At 60.8% G+C, this 14,768-nt stretch carries 14 protein-coding genes, 1 tRNA gene and 1 pseudogene; 11 read left to right on the top strand and 5 right to left on the bottom strand.

The features are described 5' to 3' along the window. Positions 1-156 precede the first annotated feature (156 nt). Complete coding sequence (locus GNZ13_RS08330) at positions 157-459, top strand: H-NS histone family protein (protein WP_054037926.1); 303 nt, start codon at positions 157-159, stop codon at positions 457-459. Positions 460-716: 257 nt separating this feature from the next. Beyond that, on the top strand, positions 717-1,961 hold the full coding sequence (locus tag GNZ13_RS08325; RefSeq protein WP_172162209.1) for a cation diffusion facilitator family transporter: 1,245 nt from the start codon (positions 717-719) through the stop codon (positions 1,959-1,961). Between the two features lie 55 nt (positions 1,962-2,016). Here the strand turns inward: GNZ13_RS08325 and GNZ13_RS08320 are convergent, their stop codons facing one another. From GNZ13_RS08320 to GNZ13_RS08310, 3 genes are all read right to left on the bottom strand, one after another. Further along, the gene (locus tag GNZ13_RS08320; RefSeq protein WP_012431468.1) at positions 2,017-2,475 is read right to left on the bottom strand and encodes an Lrp/AsnC family transcriptional regulator; all 459 of its coding nucleotides are present in this window, start codon (positions 2,473-2,475) and stop codon (positions 2,017-2,019) included. 90 nt (positions 2,476-2,565) lie between these two features. Further along, positions 2,566-3,195 carry a 3'-5' exonuclease family protein gene (locus GNZ13_RS08315; protein WP_172162207.1) on the bottom strand — a complete coding sequence of 210 codons (630 nt, stop codon included), beginning with the start codon at positions 3,193-3,195 and terminating at the stop codon, positions 2,566-2,568. Next, positions 3,192-3,836: an MBL fold metallo-hydrolase gene (locus tag GNZ13_RS08310; RefSeq protein WP_172162205.1), complete on the bottom strand. Its 645-nt coding sequence runs from the start codon at positions 3,834-3,836 to the stop codon at positions 3,192-3,194. Before GNZ13_RS08310 ends, GNZ13_RS08315 begins: the two co-directional genes overlap by 4 nt. Positions 3,837-4,474: 638 nt before the next feature. Between GNZ13_RS08310 and GNZ13_RS08305 the strand changes: the two genes are divergently transcribed. Then, positions 4,475-5,080, top strand: a complete 606-nt coding sequence (locus GNZ13_RS08305; protein ID WP_407945614.1) for a septal ring lytic transglycosylase RlpA family protein — start codon at positions 4,475-4,477, stop codon at positions 5,078-5,080. 206 nt (positions 5,081-5,286) lie between these two features. On the opposite strand, the gene rsmI is transcribed toward GNZ13_RS08305, so the two are convergent. Continuing rightward, positions 5,287-6,165: a 16S rRNA (cytidine(1402)-2'-O)-methyltransferase gene (gene rsmI / locus GNZ13_RS08300; RefSeq protein WP_172162203.1), complete on the bottom strand. Its 879-nt coding sequence runs from the start codon at positions 6,163-6,165 to the stop codon at positions 5,287-5,289. Between rsmI and GNZ13_RS08295 the strand changes: the two are divergent. The 8 genes and pseudogenes from GNZ13_RS08295 to GNZ13_RS08260 all read left to right on the top strand — a co-directional run bounded on the left by GNZ13_RS08295 (position 6,164) and on the right by GNZ13_RS08260 (position 12,003). Next, a pseudogene (locus GNZ13_RS08295) lies at positions 6,164-6,607 on the top strand (YraN family protein). The gene rsmI and the pseudogene GNZ13_RS08295 sit on opposite strands and share 2 nt — an antisense overlap. A 228-nt stretch (positions 6,608-6,835) precedes the next feature. Then, on the top strand, positions 6,836-7,423 hold the full coding sequence (locus GNZ13_RS08290; RefSeq protein WP_172162201.1) for a phosphoheptose isomerase: 588 nt from the start codon (positions 6,836-6,838) through the stop codon (positions 7,421-7,423). A gap of 26 nt (positions 7,424-7,449) precedes the next feature. Beyond that, positions 7,450-8,241 (top strand): BON domain-containing protein, encoded by a 792-nt coding sequence (locus tag GNZ13_RS08285; RefSeq protein ID WP_172162199.1) that lies wholly within the window; start codon positions 7,450-7,452, stop codon positions 8,239-8,241. Then, positions 8,238-8,588: a c-type cytochrome gene (locus GNZ13_RS08280; protein WP_172162197.1), complete on the top strand. Its 351-nt coding sequence runs from the start codon at positions 8,238-8,240 to the stop codon at positions 8,586-8,588. The genes GNZ13_RS08285 and GNZ13_RS08280 overlap by 4 nt, the downstream gene beginning before the upstream one ends. 75 nt (positions 8,589-8,663) lie before the next feature. After that, a tRNA-Ala gene (locus GNZ13_RS08275) sits at positions 8,664-8,739 on the top strand. A gap of 164 nt (positions 8,740-8,903) precedes the next feature. Next, a complete protein-coding gene (locus GNZ13_RS08270) occupies positions 8,904-10,145 on the top strand; it encodes a tyrosine-type recombinase/integrase (RefSeq protein ID WP_172162196.1) in 1,242 nt (413 codons plus the stop codon). Positions 10,146-10,286: 141 nt separating this feature from the next. Further along, positions 10,287-11,624 carry a tyrosine-type recombinase/integrase gene (locus GNZ13_RS08265; RefSeq protein ID WP_216674757.1) on the top strand — a complete coding sequence of 446 codons (1,338 nt, stop codon included), beginning with the start codon at positions 10,287-10,289 and terminating at the stop codon, positions 11,622-11,624. Positions 11,625-11,760: 136 nt separating this feature from the next. Beyond that, complete coding sequence (locus GNZ13_RS08260) at positions 11,761-12,003, top strand: helix-turn-helix transcriptional regulator (RefSeq protein WP_172162195.1); 243 nt, start codon at positions 11,761-11,763, stop codon at positions 12,001-12,003. 193 nt (positions 12,004-12,196) lie between these two features. On the opposite strand, the gene GNZ13_RS08255 is transcribed toward GNZ13_RS08260, so the two are convergent. After that, complete coding sequence (locus GNZ13_RS08255; RefSeq protein ID WP_172162194.1) at positions 12,197-14,173, bottom strand: site-specific integrase; 1,977 nt, start codon at positions 14,171-14,173, stop codon at positions 12,197-12,199. Between the last annotated feature and the right edge of the window lie 595 nt (positions 14,174-14,768).

The raw sequence follows: 14,768 nt of genomic DNA, 5'->3' as shown, positions 1-14,768 counted from the left end.
AAATTTTTTGAAACGAATTGAGATTAATTTTACGACGGCGCTTTTGTAGTCTTTCTATTTTGTGTTAATCTCGCCATCAAATTCCGAGGCATGATCACTTCAAAGGGCAAGCTGGCTTAAGACTGGCAGTCATTTATCCAAACCATAAGGGAACCTATGTCTTCCTACAAGGAACTACTCGCTCAGCGCGAGAAGCTCGAAAAGCAGATCGAAGAAGCAAAGTCGCGCGAATACGCAGAAGTGTTGAATGAGATCAAGCAGAAAATGGCCGATTACGGCATTTCGCTGACAGAACTTGGCGGTGGCCGTGGTGCCAAGGCAGCTAAAGCCGGTCGTCCGCGTGCGGGCGTCGCGCCGAAGTATCGTGACCCGGATAGCGGCAGTACGTGGTCGGGCCGTGGCAAGCCGCCGCGCTGGATCGCAGGTCTGGATCGCGAGAAGTTTCTGATCCAGAAGTAATACTAATACGGTCAATCAGCGGCGCCTGTATCCCCCGCTGTTGCCAGAAGAAACCGCGCACCGTCAAGGGCGCGGTTTTTTTATTGCCGCAGCGAATTGCAGTGCCGCTTTGCCGCACGCGTTCCATGAAACTGGAACGCGAATGCTTTTCGTTTAGATAAGCAACTGATTTAAAAGGATTTTTTGTGGTCTCTTCAGCGCATGTCGAGATGCGCCGGGTAGAATGCAGGCATTGAACTTTTTACGTCGTTTCAGAGATGCCTTCCACCTCCGCCGTCCAGTCCGCCGAAAAACATCGCGTCGCGCGCAAAAGTACCTTTGTCAGTATTGCGCTCAATACGGTGGTGATGGCGCTGCAAATCGTCATCGGGGTGTTTGCCCATTCGCAGGCGCTGGTCGCCGACGGTATCCATTCGTTAGCCGATCTGATTTCCGATTTTGTCGTGCTAATCGCTAATCGGCACAGTGGTGCCAAGCCTGACGCGGATCACAATTACGGACACAGTCGTTACGAAACGGTTGCGTCTCTGTTTTTGGGTGGGCTGCTGATTGCGGTGGGCGTCGGTATGTTGTGGCGTGCCGGGACGCGGCTCGCCGATTTGCAAAGCATCCCTGCCGTGCATATGAGCGCGCTCGCGGTCGCGGTGCTGGTGCTGATTTCCAAAGAGAGCCTGTTTCGCTACATGCTGCGCGAAGCACAACGCGTGCGTTCAGCGATGTTGATTGCGAACGCATGGCACGCCCGCTCGGACGCTGCTTCGTCCTTGGTGGTCGCGATCGGCATTGTTGGTAGCCTCGCAGGCGTGCGCCTGCTTGATCCGATCGCCGCAGCGATTGTCGGCTTTATGGTGGCGCGCATGGGCTGGACGTTCGGTTGGGACGCGCTGCAAGATCTTTCCGACCGCGCGCTCGACGAAGCCGCCTCCGCCGACGTGCGCGCGCTGTTGCTCGCGACGCCCGGCGTGCGCGACGTGCACGAAATGCGCACCCGCAAGATGGGTGACTTCGCTCTGGTCGATGCGCACATTCTGGTCGACCCGCTGATCTCGGTATCGGAAGGGCACTACATCGCCGAATCGGCGCGCTTGCGTGTGCTGGCCGACAACCGCGTGCTCGACGCGCTGATCCACGTTGATCCGGAGAATGACGCGGTTGCGCGCCCGCCTGTCAATCTGCCAACCCGGGAGCGGGTCGTTGCCGTTGTCAACGCGGCGTTCGCCGCGGGTGGCGTGAAGGCTGCGTCGATCAATATGCACTACTTGAGCACGGGGCTCGATGTCGAAGTGGTTTTGCCGGCGGCGGGTTCGCGCGCTGCCCAAAGCGATGCGTCGTGTCTTGCTGGTGTCGATCTGGACGCGCTCAGGCGCAGCCTGGGCGCACGCAAGCTGGACGTGCTGCAAGGGTTGGACACACTGCTGGCCGAAAGCGGCCTCTCGACGGAAGCAGGGTCCGGCGAGGCCACCGCCCGCGCCAAGGCTGCGGAACCGCATAGCGCCACCTGACCGACGTCACCCGAGTCGAAGCCGCTCGGGACGCGCGAGCCGCCGCTTCACCGTCTCACAGCGGCAATTGCGTATCGAATTTGATTTCGCGGAGCACGACGCTCGTGCGCACCTGTGCGACGGCGGGAATCTTGAAGATGCGTTCGTGCAGAAAGCTGTCGTACGCCTTGATATCCGGCGCGACGATCTTAAGGATGTAGTCGGATTCGCCGGTCGTGCTGTAGCACTCGGTGACCTCCGGGCAAGTGGCGATTTCCCGCTCGAACTGTTCGACCCCGCCCTCGGTGTGGCGCGTGAGATGGATATGTGCGAGCGCGCAGACGTGCAGGCCCAGCTTTTCGCGATCCAGCAATGCCGTGTAGCGCTGGATCACCCCCGATTGCTCCATATCCTTGATACGGCGCCAGCATGGGGTGCTCGACAGGCCCACCTGGTCAGAAATTTCTTGCACGGACCGGCGTGCGTCGAGCTGCAGCAGGCGCAGGATTTTTTGAGAGAACGTATCGAGTGTCAACTGCGCCTCCGTTGGCGTCGCCTTATCAACGCATGGTAGAGGGCTCGAAAACGAAACGCAATGCAAAACGGCTTCGGCGAGGGAGATTACCTAATTTGCCGGTTCCTCAGCGGCGTTTTGTCCTGAGTCGTCCCCATCTTGACCGGCCGCCAGCGTGGCCGCCTGGACCGCGCGCAGATCCTTGAGCATGTTGCAGAAGAGCGCGCCCTGCTCGATCGCGTCGTCCAGCGCGACGTGCGTGTGCGGATGCTCGTCGAACCAGTGCTTCGGGAAGCGTGGCTTGATGTTCTTGCGGTACGGCAGGCCGGTCAGTGCAAAGGCCAGCGTCTTGATGTCGAGCGCCGACCACGAAAACGGGCAGCGGCCGACAAACCGCATCATGTACCAGAACATATAGGTGAAGTCGAAACCGGCCGGCATCGCCACGAACACCGGCTTGCCCGGCAACGCCTCGACCCATTCGACATAGGCCGTGAGCGCGGCCTGCGGATCCTGCAAATCCTTGCGGCAGGCCTCCCATGCTTCCGGCTGCGTCTTCCACCACGCTTCCTGCACCGGATGCGGCTTGGCGCCGTCGAGCAAGTCGAGATTCGCTGAGAAGGTGGCGATCAGTTGCTTGTCTTCCGTGTACGCGGCCGAGGCGAAACTGAGCATCGAATGCGGACCGGGAATCGGGCCGTCCGCTTCGACATCGGTGCTCACGTAGATTTCGCTGCTCATGCTTTGACTCCGTCGGCCACATACGGATTGGTGCGGCGCTCGGCGCCGAATGTGGAGGTGGGACCGTGGCCCGGAACGAAGGTGACGTCGTCGCCGAGCGGCCAAAGTTTTTCGCGGATCGAGCGCACCAGGTCGGCGTGATTGCCGCGCGGAAAATCCGTGCGGCCGATCGAGCCGGCGAACAGCACGTCGCCCACCAGCGCGAGCCGATGCGCGCGGCTGAAGAACACCACGTGGCCCGGTGTGTGGCCGGGGCAGTGATAGACCTCGAGGGTTTCGTCGCCGAATTGCACGGTCTCGCTGTCTTGCAGCCAACGGTCAGGTTCGAACGCCTCGGCAGCAGGAAAGCCGAAGCGCGTGCTTTGATCCGGCAGCTTGTCGAGCCAGAAGCTTTCGTCGGGATGCGGGCCTTCGATCGGCACGCCGTAATGCGTGGCGAGCGTCTTGGCGCCGGCACAGTGATCGATGTGGCCGTGCGTGAGGAACACTTTTTCGACCGTCACGTTCTGGCGCGCGATTTCACCCTGGATGACATCCAGGTCGCCGCCCGGATCGACGACGGCCGCGCGTCCGGTTGCCTCGCAAACGAGCAGCGAGCTGTTCTGCTGGAACGGCGTGACGGGGATCAAGGTGACTTTCATGGGTGATGACGCCGCTGGAAAAACGTTGATTGTACCGGCGTCTCGTCGACGCACGTCGAGGGCGCTGAGGCCCCGCTGCAGCGGGCTTTCGGCTGCCCATTTTTGCAGCAGGAGTGAAAATTCATCAAGGTTTTCAGTCAGTTGCCATCCCAATATTTTCTTTTGGGTATAATGGCCTCCATGCACAAGGGATTGTGCATGCCACAAGGTGATGCGTCCCCATCAAAAATGGGTACGCGGATTGCCACTCAAGTATGGGCTGCCGCAGTTGTCGGCGGCCATCAAGTATCGATGCTTTCGATGCACACGTCTTACCCAGCCAGGCGCCGCGCGCCTGCAACGGACTTAACTGTCGTGACGCTGGGTGGGGCCTACGCCGCTGTTCCTGTGCGCTGAGTTCCGCGCGCAAGAACGTGTTTGCCACGTTCGATGGCGGCATGTGGGGTCTGGTCAGGCTGCCGGGGACAGGTTGCGCCAGACGTGAAAATTAACCGTGCGGTAGCGGCTGGGGTAGCCGCATCCGGGCTTTGACGTACTGCGCTTTTCTGCGCGGCGCTTTGTCGTCCGTTGCCGCCGGAGTCGCAGGCAACACGCTCAACTTTCGCGTGATGCGGCTCGACAATTTGATTGCACGTCTTATGAAAACTCGGTTATCCCGTAGTCTGGGGACTCTTTTTGCCTTTTTTGTGCTGGCCGGCTGTGCCACGCCTCCGGGCGCGAGCAACACCTCCGCAAACGGTGGGCCGCTGAGCACGAAGAACGCGCAGGCAGGCTCCTTCGGCCCACAATCTTTTGTTGGTAGCGCGCCGGCCTCCGACGCAGCCGCCAAAGGCACGCCGCTAGCCGATGCGCAGCCGCTTACTGACGATAGTTCCAGCATTTCGGACTTTCATCAGACCGGTCGCGCCTCGTGGTATGGGCGTGGCTTCCATGGCCGCCGCACCGCCAACGGCGAACGTTTCGATATGCATGCGCTGACTGCGGCACATCGTACGTTGCCGCTCGGCGCGTATGTTCGCGTGACCAATCCGGCCACCTCGCGCTCGGTTGTCGTGCGTATCAACGACCGTGGCCCGTATGCGCGTGGCCGGGTGATCGACCTGTCGATGGCCGCCGCAACCGCGCTCGACATGCGCCATGCCGGTACCGCGCGCGTACAGATCGAAGGTTTGTCGCGACAGGAAGCACGCGCTGCGCGTAATGAAATGCTGGCGTCGAACTCGGATCCGAGCGCAGAGAAGTAATGTAGTGGCCGCGGGCGCTCCTCTGACGCGCTCGTGACGCCGGGCAACATGGCGCTAACTCGTGCCGTTGTTCGCCGAAAGACAAAGGGCCGCGCGGCCCTTTTCTTTTACTCGTCAACCGTAGCTGGACGCAGCCGCCCGTTCCTTGCGGTCTTGGCTCGCGCTGCAAGCCTGATCCGCTGTCGAACGTCCCTTCCTCGTCCGCTTTATTCCTCGTCTTTCTTCAGCGCCAAAGCGCGCGTGTAGAGCGCGTTGCGTGACGCGCCAGTAATGGTCGCCGCAACTTTTGCCGCGCTGCTCACCGTCAACTCTTCCAGCAGGATGCCCAGCAACGCGTCGTGATCGTGTTCGCCTGCGGCTTCCGGCTGCGCGCCTTCCACCACCAGTACGAACTCACCGCGTTGCCGGTTCGGATCGGCGGCGAGCCACGTTGGCCCTTCGGCCAGGGTGCCGCGGTGCAGCGCTTCATGTAACTTCGTCAATTCCCGTGCGATCAGCAGCTTGCGCTCGCCGCCGAATGCGTCGGCCAAGGCCTGCACCGTTTCGACGATCCGGTGCGGCGCTTCGTAGAACACCATCGCGTGCGGATGGCTCGCGAGCGGTTGCAGTGCCGCGGCGCGTGCTTTTGCCTTCGGCGGCAGGAAGCCGAGGAACGAGAACGTCGCGACCCAGTCGCCGGCCGCGCTCAACGCAGTGGCGAGCGCGCTTGCGCCGGGCAGCGGAATCACCGGGAAGCCGGCTTCGCGCACCGCGTCGACGAGTTTCGCGCCGGGGTCCGAGATGCCGGGCGTGCCCGCATCGGACACGTAGGCCACGCGTTCGCCCGCTTGCAGATGTTCGATCAGGCGCAGCGCCGCGGCCCGCTCGTTGTGCTGATGAACGGCGACGAGCGGTTTCGAGATGCCGTAGCGCGCGAGCAATTGGCCTGTATTGCGGGTGTCTTCGGCGGCGATGCGATCCACCAGTCCGAGCACATACAACGCGCGCAGCGTGATGTCGGCGATGTTGCCGATGGGCGTGGCCACCACATACAGCGCGGCGGCAGGGTACTGCTGCCCTTGCGCGAGTTCGGAGAGAGGAGTCATGAGGCAGAAGACGCAGACAGACAGAACGAGGCCGCCATTGTGCCACCCAATCCAGCCACACAACTTTTCGAGACCAACCGGGTCCAAACTCGTCGGCGCAGCTTTCGAGGCGCGTGCGATGGAGTTTTTGCAGCGGCAGCGTTTGCGTTTCGTCGCGCGCAATGTGCTGTGCCGGGGCGGTGAGATCGATCTGGTGATGCGTGACCGTGACGGCGCGCTGGTGTTCGTCGAAGTTCGCGCGCGGGCGCAGCAGCGTTACGGCGGCGCGGCAGCGAGCATCGGGTGGCAATAGAAGCAGCGCATCGTGCGTGCTGCGCGGCATTATCTGGCAACCCGCAGCAGACGTTCGAATGATGAGCCCGCGTGCCGTTTCGACGTGATTGCGTTCGAAGCGGGCCGGCTCGTGTGGCTGCGCGATGCATTTCGCGCCGACGAAGTCTGACGCAGCGCGCGGAGAACGCACGTGAGTGCGATAAACTTGCGCTCGCGTGCGGGTCTTGTGGACGACGCCGGCATGCAGGAAGCAGCGAGGAAGCAGCGCATTTCGCTTTGTTTTTGCGCATACGCACTGCATTGCCGGCATGGTTCAACAGAGCGGTACGACTTCGCAATACGACTTCACAACACGGCCGCGCATTGCGGTCCATTCGCGGTAGAAAATAGAGACTCGATGTCAGTCGAACGCATTCAACAACACTTCCGCGACAGCGCGGCAGTCAAACTCGAAGCCCTCGAAACCCTGTCGATGCCAATCGCCGCTGCGATCGACACGATGTTCGCTGCGCTTGCCAACGGCAGCCGCATTCTTGCGTGCGGCAACGGCGGCTCGGCGGCCGACGCGCAACATTTCGCCGCCGAACTGATCGGCCGCTTCGAGCGCGAGCGCCCGGGCTTGCCGGCGATCGCGCTGAGCACCGACACGTCCGTGCTCACCGCCATCGCCAACGACTACTCATTCGAACAGATTTTTTCGAAGCAGGTATGGGCCCTTGGCCAGCCGGGCGATGTGCTGCTGGCTATTACCACGTCCGGCAATTCCGCCAATGTGCTGGCCGCGATCGAGGCCGCGCACGAGCGCGAAATGATCGTGGTCGCGCTGACCGGCAAGGGCGGCGGCCGTATGCAGGAAGTACTGAGCGACACCGATATCCACATTTGCGTGCCGTCCGATCGCACGGCGCGTATTCAGGAAGTGCATTTGCTGACCATCCATTGTCTGTGCGACGGCATCGATGCCATGTTGCTGGGCGAAGACTGAGACTGATTCCGAAGGAGAGCTAGTTGATGAGCGTATTCCGCGTCAAGAAGACACTGGTGAGAACCGTGCTGGTGGTCGGGTTCGCGGCGGGACTGTCCGCGACATTGCAGGGTTGCTTTCTGGCCGTTGCCGGCGCGGCGGGCGGCAGCGCGCTGGTGGCGACCGACCGGCGTACGCTCGGCGCGCAGACCGAGGATCGCGAGTTGCAGGTGAAGGCACTGTCGCAGATCAGCCAGAATTTGCCGGACAACGCGCACGTCAATGTGACGGTGTTCAACCGCCGCGTGCTGCTGACCGGCGAAGTGGCGGGCGACGTGTCGAAGCAACGGGCCGAGACCATCGTGCGTGGCTTGAACAACGTCAACACGATCGTCAACGAACTGGCGATCATGCCGGCGAGCTCGTTCTCGTCGCGCACCAATGATACGTACCTGGAAACGCGCGTGAAGACCGCACTGATCGCCGAGAAGAACATCTCGGCGAACGACTTCAAGGTCGTGGCCGAGCGCGGCTCGGTGTATCTGATGGGGCTTGTCACCATGGACGAAGGCAATCGCGGCGCCGACGTCGCGAGCCGCGTGCCGGGTGTGACGCAGGTCGTGAAGGTGTTCCAGTACATTCAGCCGCAGGAAGCGGTGGCCGCCGCTGCGGCGGCGAGCACACCGGCAGTCGCTTCGCAGCCGGACGCGAGCGCGCCGACCGTCGGTGCGATTCCCGATTCATCGGTGAGTTCGCGTCCGCTCGATCAGCAAGCGCCGGCCCCGGTCAGCAATTCGAACTCAGTGCATCCGGGTAATCCGAAGGCGACGACGCCATGAAGCGGGGCGTTGCTTTCGTTGCCGCGATGTTGACGGTTAGCGCGTGGATGGGGGTTTTTGCCTCTTCAGCGCGTGCGGCCGATGCGCCGCGTGGTCAGATCGTTGCGAACTCGAATGCCTGCATGGGGTGTCACGCGGTGGACCGCAAGCTGGTCGGCCCGTCGTTCCTGCAGATCGCTGCAAAGTACAAGGGCGATGCGCAAGCGCCGGCAAAATTGGCGCGCAAGGTGAAGGATGGCGGCTCCGGCGTATGGGGCATGATTCCAATGCCTGCGCACCAATCGATGAGCGATGCGGACATTCGCACGGTCGTGGATTGGGTGCTGGCTGGCGCGCCGTCCAGGTGACGTTTTGCCGCTCGTTTTGCCACCCCGGGGGCTTGGCAAAACGGAAAATGCTTGTGCTAGAATTGTTTGCACGTTGGGGGGGTAGCTCAGCTGGGAGAGCGTCGCGTTCGCAATGCGAAGGTCGGGAGTTCGATCCTCCTCCTCTCCACCAAATTCCAACTTGGAAGCTCCAGTAAATGGCCGGGAAGCCCTTATATGACAAGGCTCTCCGGCCATTTTCATGTCCAGCGTCGTCCAACGCCATCTATTGAAATCTAGGGGCTTTCGGGGCACGCTGAGGGGCATCGGGCCCTTTGCCCGCTGCTGGATGCCCCCATGCCCCTCACCGACCTCGCCGTCAGGAATGCCAAGCCGACCGGGAAGACCCACCGCCTCTGGGACGGCGGCGGGCTGTACCTGGAGATTACGCCTGCCGGGTCGAAGCTGTGGCGCCTGAAGTACCGGTACGACGGAAAAGAGAAGCGACTGTCGTTCGGGAAGTATCCGGACGTTGGCCTGAAGGACGCACGAGCGAAGCGTGATGACGCGCGCAAGCTGCTCGCGGACGACATCGACCCGAGCGCCCACAAGAAAGCAGTCAAGGCCGCGAGGATAGAGCGGGCGGCCAACACTTTTGAGGCGGTCGCCCGCGAGTGGTTCGAACGGATGATGGCGGACAACGCAAAGTCGCACAAGGACAAGGTCATCGCCCGGCTCGAGAACGATATCTTCCCCTGGCTCGGCAAGCGGCCGATAGCGGAAATTACCGCGCGTGAGGTCCTGGCTTGTCTCCGGCGAATCGAGGAACGCGGCGCGCGTGATACGGCGCATCGGGCGATGCAGAACTGCTCGGCAGTGTTTCGCTATGCGGTGACCATCGGCACGGCTGAAACGAATCCCGCTGCCCACCTGAAGGGAGCCCTGCCGCCAGCCAGGCCGGGGCATTTTGCTGCTGTGACGGAGCCGGAGCAGGTCGGCCCGCTGTTGCGCAAGATGGAGGAGGTCAACGCCACCTTTCCGGTCAAGTGTGCACTCAGGCTCGCCCCCTATGTGTTTTGCCGGCCTGTCGAGCTGCGCACGATGCGATGGGACGAGGTCCATCTCGACGCCGCGGAATGGCGCTACGTGGTCGGCAAGACCCAGACGCCCCATCTCGTGCCGCTGGCATCGCAGGCCGTCGCTATCCTGCGCGAGCTGCAGCCTCTGACTGGGCGTTGGGCGTACGTCTTCCCCGGCAGGGACGACAAGAAGCAGCCGATGTCGGGTAACACGGTGAATGTCGCTTTAAGACGCGCGGGCATCAGCACCCGCGACGAGCAGACCGGCCACGGTTTCAGGGCGATGGCCCGTACCATCCTGCATGAAAGACTCGGTGTCAGGCCGGAGGTCATCGAGCATCAACTGGCGCACAGCGTGCCTGACCCGTTGGGCACCGCCTATAACCGAACAAGATTTCTGGATGACCGGAGGAAAATGATGCAGCTATGGGCGGACTATTTGGACCGCCTGCGTGATGGTGGCGAAAAGGATGCGGAACTTGTGTCGAAATCGCTTGACAGCGCGGGTGAAGGCCGGTAATACTGCGCCGGTCGTCATTGGACGGCGGCTGCCGGCAAGCCCTACACCGGCAGACCAAAGGAAAAATTTCAGGCAGTATCTCCACGACCCGACTCGTGGATTGAGGACATATCTCCAGGGTAATTGTTTGGAGATAGTCTCATGCATTCCCAGCATGACTCTCTTTCGCGCCTTCCAGAAGGACCGGCGCGCGCTGCTGTTCCCTCCCTTGCAACCCAGGCTGGCCGTCGTGTCTCCGTGCCGCTCACGGACGTCGCCGTCAAGAACTCGAAGCCGTGCGACAAGCGCTATCGGATATACGACACCGGTGGTCTGTATCTCGAAGTTATGCCTATCGGCTCGAAGCTCTGGCGCTGGAAGTACCACTTCGACGGCAAGGAGAAGCGGCTGTCGTTCGGCAAGTATCCGGACGTTGGCCTGAAGGACGCACGGGCGAAGCGCGACGACGCACGCAAGCTCAAGGCATCAGGGATTGACCCGGGCGAACACAAGAAGGCAGTTAAGGCCGCGCGGCTGGAGCGGGCGACCAACACCTTTGAGGCGGTCGCCCGCGAGTGGTTCGAGCGGATGATGTCGGACAAGGCCGAATCCCACAAAGACAAGGTCATCGCCCGGCTCGGGAATGACATCTTTCCGTGGCTCGGCAAGAGACCGATATCGGAAATCACTGCGCCTGAGGTGCTGGCGTGCCTCCGGCGAGTCGAAGACCGCGGAGCCCGCGATACCGCGCACCGGGTGTTGCAAAACTGCTCCGCAGTGTTCCGCTACGCTGTTGCTGTCGGTAAGGCTCAAGGAAATCCGGTCTCCCATCTGAAAGGGGTTTTGCGGCCCGCCAAGCTGGGTCACTTTGCCGCCGTCACCGAGCCGGATAAGGTGGGCCCGTTGCTGCGCAAGATGGCTTTGGCGCGCACTACCTTTCCGGTCAAGTGCGCGCTCCGGCTCGCTCCATACGTGTTTTGCCGGCCGGTCGAGCTGCGCACGATGCGGTGGGATGAGGTCCATCTCGACGCGGCGGAATGGCGCTACGTGGTTCCCAAAACACGAACCCCGCATATTGTTCCCCTGGCGTCGCAGGCGGTCGCCATCCTGCGCGAGCTGCAGCCAGTGACGGGACGATGGGAATACGTCTTTCCCGGCAGGCGCGACAAAACGGCGCCGATGTCGGAGGCCACGCTCAACCGGGCCTTGCAGCGGGTGGGAATTGACACCCAGCACGAGCATACCGGCCATGGCTTCCGGGCGATGGCCCGGACCATCCTGCACGAAAGGCTTCGCATCAAGCCAGAAGTCATCGAACATCAGTTGGCCCACCGCGTGCCTGACGCGTTGGGCATCGCCTATAACCGCACAAGGTTTCTGGATGACCGGCGGCACATGATGCAGCGGTGGGCGGACTATTTGGACCGCCTGCGCGACGGGGACAAGGATGAGGCGCCAGTGTCGTCCGAACCGCCAGTCGGTTTGCGTGAAGGCAGGTAATCCCCGTCCGTCGCAATTGGCAACGTCTGCCGGCAAGCCCGACCCGGCAGCTTATAGGAATATTTTGGCAGTATCTCCGCGCTGCATTTGCGGATTGAGGACATATCTGGAAGGGCGTTTTCTTGGAGATAGTCTCATGCAAACCCAGCATGACGCTCTTTTGCGCCTGCCTGAAGTGTTGGCGCTTATTCCAGTTTCCCGTGCTACCTGGTATGCCGGCGTTAAAAGCGGCCGCTATCCGCAAGCCGTTTCTCTAGGCCCGCGCTGCGTTGCCTGGAAGGCCAGCGATATTCAAAGGCTTGTCAGTCAGGGGGTGCCGCTTGCTGCCAAGGAGTGCACCGGCAACGCTGGTTCGGAGGATAGGCGAGTCGCAGCTTGAAGCACTCTCACGGGCTTTGAGTTTTCTCAAAGCCCGTGAGAAACGAGTCAATGCTTGCCCCGCCCTCGGGGGTTGTTCGCTAAATCTACGGGCGTCGCGTTCCATCATGGAACAAGACGCCCGTAGGTTGCCGCACCCAATATATTTTCAGAATTGCCGCGCCACTTTCATGCAGAAACGGGCGCAAAATCCCTTAGCGCAACCGGGCGATGTGCTCTTCGTAGCGTGCGAAGGAGTCGTCTCGTCGTAGGTGAGCGTAGTTGGCGAGCACGGTCGTTAAAGTATCGTTCAGAAGCTCGGCGACGGTCAGGAAGTCCCCCGGATTGTTGCGTAACCAATCCGTAGCGACAAGGTGACGAATCGCATGCGGTCCGAACCCTGGCGAGCCAGGAATGTATCGCCGCGTAAGGTTCAGCACCGCGTGTGTTAGCCCCTCCCAGATTTCGCCGTTTCTGTCTCCGACGAGCAGATAGGGGCTGCTTTTTCCTGCCAGCAATGTGTCCCGGTACTCCTCGATGTATTCGTCCAGTCTCGGCTTCACCCAGTCAGCAACCTTTACGTTGTAGGCACGGGATTGCTGGCTGTTGCCGTTCTTCAGGTGCAACGGTTGCAACATGATGCGCCATCCCTGGGAGGGGGTTCCCCGAACAGTTCCGTGCCCGTTCGGAAGCCATGTTAATGAGACGAGCGTCCGTACGCGCATTGGGTTGGACAGCAATAGCGCGAGTAAGAACGCGTTTCGCTTGTGCCTCGCTTCGGTGATACTCCCGGGTGGAGCTGCCGCTGCGTCGGCATCGATGCGTTCAATGGCTTCGAGAAGCGGCTTAAGAGGGCTCGCCAACGCCAGAAGGTCCGAAATCGGCTCCTCGGGACTACGGCTGATGCCGGTCGCACTACGGATGTAGTCGCGCAGGAATTTGTGGCTGTTCCCACACATTTTTCGCCACGCGTCATCGCTTGCTGGGCGAAGTTCTTCAGGAAGACGTTCGCGAAAGACGGTGGCCAGTTGCCACAAATACCCAGTCTGAGGGCGGAGCAAGTTCGCTACGGTTCGCGCAAACACTCTGTGACCGTTATGGCGAATGCCCCCAGACTGGTCGCTCATCCACTGGAGATAACACTCAAGCACGCGCGGATGTGTACACAACGCCAGTGTCTGGGAAGGAGCTTCGTTCCACTGAATTCCTCCGCTTTCGGGGGGGAGGTTACATATGACGCCAAGGAAGGAACGCATGCGGCCGATAATCATATCCGCGGTGGGACAAATCATCGAGCCGCGTTTGGCCAGCTCGCTAAGCGACCTGGACATTGTCGTTGGAATAAGTCGCCAGCGCCCACGAGGTTGACGCTCAAGCGTGGGGAAGTCGCTGACCTTGTAGTCAAAAAGTGCGCGCCATTCCCTTAGAAAGGATTCGCTAAGCGCGGACTCCGGAATGACCAAGCTGTCTTGCCGGCGTTCGGCCATTCGCAGTCGGTGAGATGGTACGACTATCGAGACAGCATTTTCTGAATCGGGCTTTCGAACGCAGCGTACGAGCGTGTCGCGTTCGAGCTCGAGTTGCACCTCGAGGCGTCTTAACGCTGGGAGGGTGTCATCGCGCGGGGTGGCTCCCTTAAGCCATAGACTCAACGTAGTCGGGTTGACGCCCGCTTGTTTGGCCAATGTCTTGGGGGCGATACCCGAATCTGCTACGTATTGGCGCAGTTCGGCAGCAAAGCTGCTCAACGTGCCTGCCGACGAGTTCTGGGGAGGTAGAACTTGGCGGTAGAGTCGTTGAATTGCTTTAAGTTGCAGGGCGCGGTCACGAAGCGTTCGCGACGCGAGTTTAACGCTGTCAAGATATGCACGAAGGTTCGTATCAAACTGACTTGTTAGTTCGATGCCAACGTTTGATTCTAGAGTTTTGCCGCAGAACGCGAGATACCCGTTTAGGGTGCTCAAGTAGTTGCGATATTGCTGGAGTGCGGACGGAACTGGACTGCTGTCCAGTGAGAAGTGTTGCTTCAGCTTGGCTACGAGGTCGGAATAGGGTACTGCCATGAGGAGCTCCGGTGGGTTGGAGCCCGCAAAGACGCTGGAGAACTGAGTGACCTCAATGACGTTATTTGCCGTAACGGCGTAATAACGTGGGATGTCCAAGTATTTGAAACCAAAGTAATTTACTTTCATTTGTTTCCTCACAGCTTCGGAGGCTGGAGGACTGAGCAGCGTTATCGCGAGCGGTTACTCCCGCGTATAGCTCGGCGCTGGGGTCATGATTCGCGCAATTCACTGTTCTCATTTTGATGCGCGTAGACACTGGAAGGGGAGCGCCATCACGCAAGTCGTTCGTTGGTGGCAGCGCGCTTGGCAGATAGTGCCAAGTAGAGCCTATTCACTGTCCGCGTGTGGCCGCCTCGATGGGCTTGCTCCTGGTCTCGCTTTTCCTAACGAATGCCCGGCAATTGGCATGTGAGCAAGCGGGTACGTAAACGACTGCATAGCCGTCAGCCTGTTGCCTCGTTGGCGGGCACGGCCGGTCATCGTCGATTCCCGAAAGCAGGCAAGCTGGCTTCTGGAGAAAAGCATTCTTCAACGCCTGCGCGACGCACCCCGCGGCGACGCATTGCACATTCTGTTTGACGCATCAAAGTGAAGCGAGCAACTCGAAGGCTTTTTCGCTCTACGCGACAAAACCCCTAGTTCTTTCGCTGCTATTCCGGACCGCAGTCGGGGCCGGGGGGTATCGTCCTCCCACGGACGGGTCGGGGCTGGGGCGCATCAC

The organism is Paraburkholderia elongata (assembly GCF_013177735.1).
Classification (GTDB): domain Bacteria; phylum Pseudomonadota; class Gammaproteobacteria; order Burkholderiales; family Burkholderiaceae; genus Paraburkholderia; species Paraburkholderia elongata.
Note: the sequence above shows the minus strand (reverse complement) of the source record. Positions and strands in the feature narration are given on the sequence as shown.

Excerpts from the sequence above, each read along its gene's own strand:
- GNZ13_RS08330 (WP_054037926.1), top strand. The coding sequence starts at position 157 with ATGTCTTCCTACAAGGAACTACTCGCTCAGCGCGAGAAGCTCGAAAAG.
- GNZ13_RS08325 (WP_172162209.1), top strand. The coding sequence starts at position 717 with ATGCCTTCCACCTCCGCCGTCCAGTCCGCCGAAAAACATCGCGTCGCG.
- GNZ13_RS08315 (WP_172162207.1), bottom strand. The coding sequence starts at position 3,195 with ATGAGCAGCGAAATCTACGTGAGCACCGATGTCGAAGCGGACGGCCCG.
- GNZ13_RS08310 (WP_172162205.1), bottom strand. The coding sequence starts at position 3,836 with ATGAAAGTCACCTTGATCCCCGTCACGCCGTTCCAGCAGAACAGCTCG.
- GNZ13_RS08305 (WP_407945614.1), top strand. The coding sequence starts at position 4,475 with ATGAAAACTCGGTTATCCCGTAGTCTGGGGACTCTTTTTGCCTTTTTT.
- rsmI (WP_172162203.1), bottom strand. The coding sequence starts at position 6,165 with ATGACTCCTCTCTCCGAACTCGCGCAAGGGCAGCAGTACCCTGCCGCC.
- GNZ13_RS08290 (WP_172162201.1), top strand. The coding sequence starts at position 6,836 with ATGTCAGTCGAACGCATTCAACAACACTTCCGCGACAGCGCGGCAGTC.
- GNZ13_RS08285 (WP_172162199.1), top strand. The coding sequence starts at position 7,450 with ATGAGCGTATTCCGCGTCAAGAAGACACTGGTGAGAACCGTGCTGGTG.
- GNZ13_RS08280 (WP_172162197.1), top strand. The coding sequence starts at position 8,238 with ATGAAGCGGGGCGTTGCTTTCGTTGCCGCGATGTTGACGGTTAGCGCG.
- GNZ13_RS08270 (WP_172162196.1), top strand. The coding sequence starts at position 8,904 with ATGCCCCTCACCGACCTCGCCGTCAGGAATGCCAAGCCGACCGGGAAG.
- GNZ13_RS08265 (WP_216674757.1), top strand. The coding sequence starts at position 10,287 with ATGCATTCCCAGCATGACTCTCTTTCGCGCCTTCCAGAAGGACCGGCG.
- GNZ13_RS08260 (WP_172162195.1), top strand. The coding sequence starts at position 11,761 with ATGCAAACCCAGCATGACGCTCTTTTGCGCCTGCCTGAAGTGTTGGCG.
- GNZ13_RS08255 (WP_172162194.1), bottom strand. The coding sequence starts at position 14,173 with ATGAAAGTAAATTACTTTGGTTTCAAATACTTGGACATCCCACGTTAT.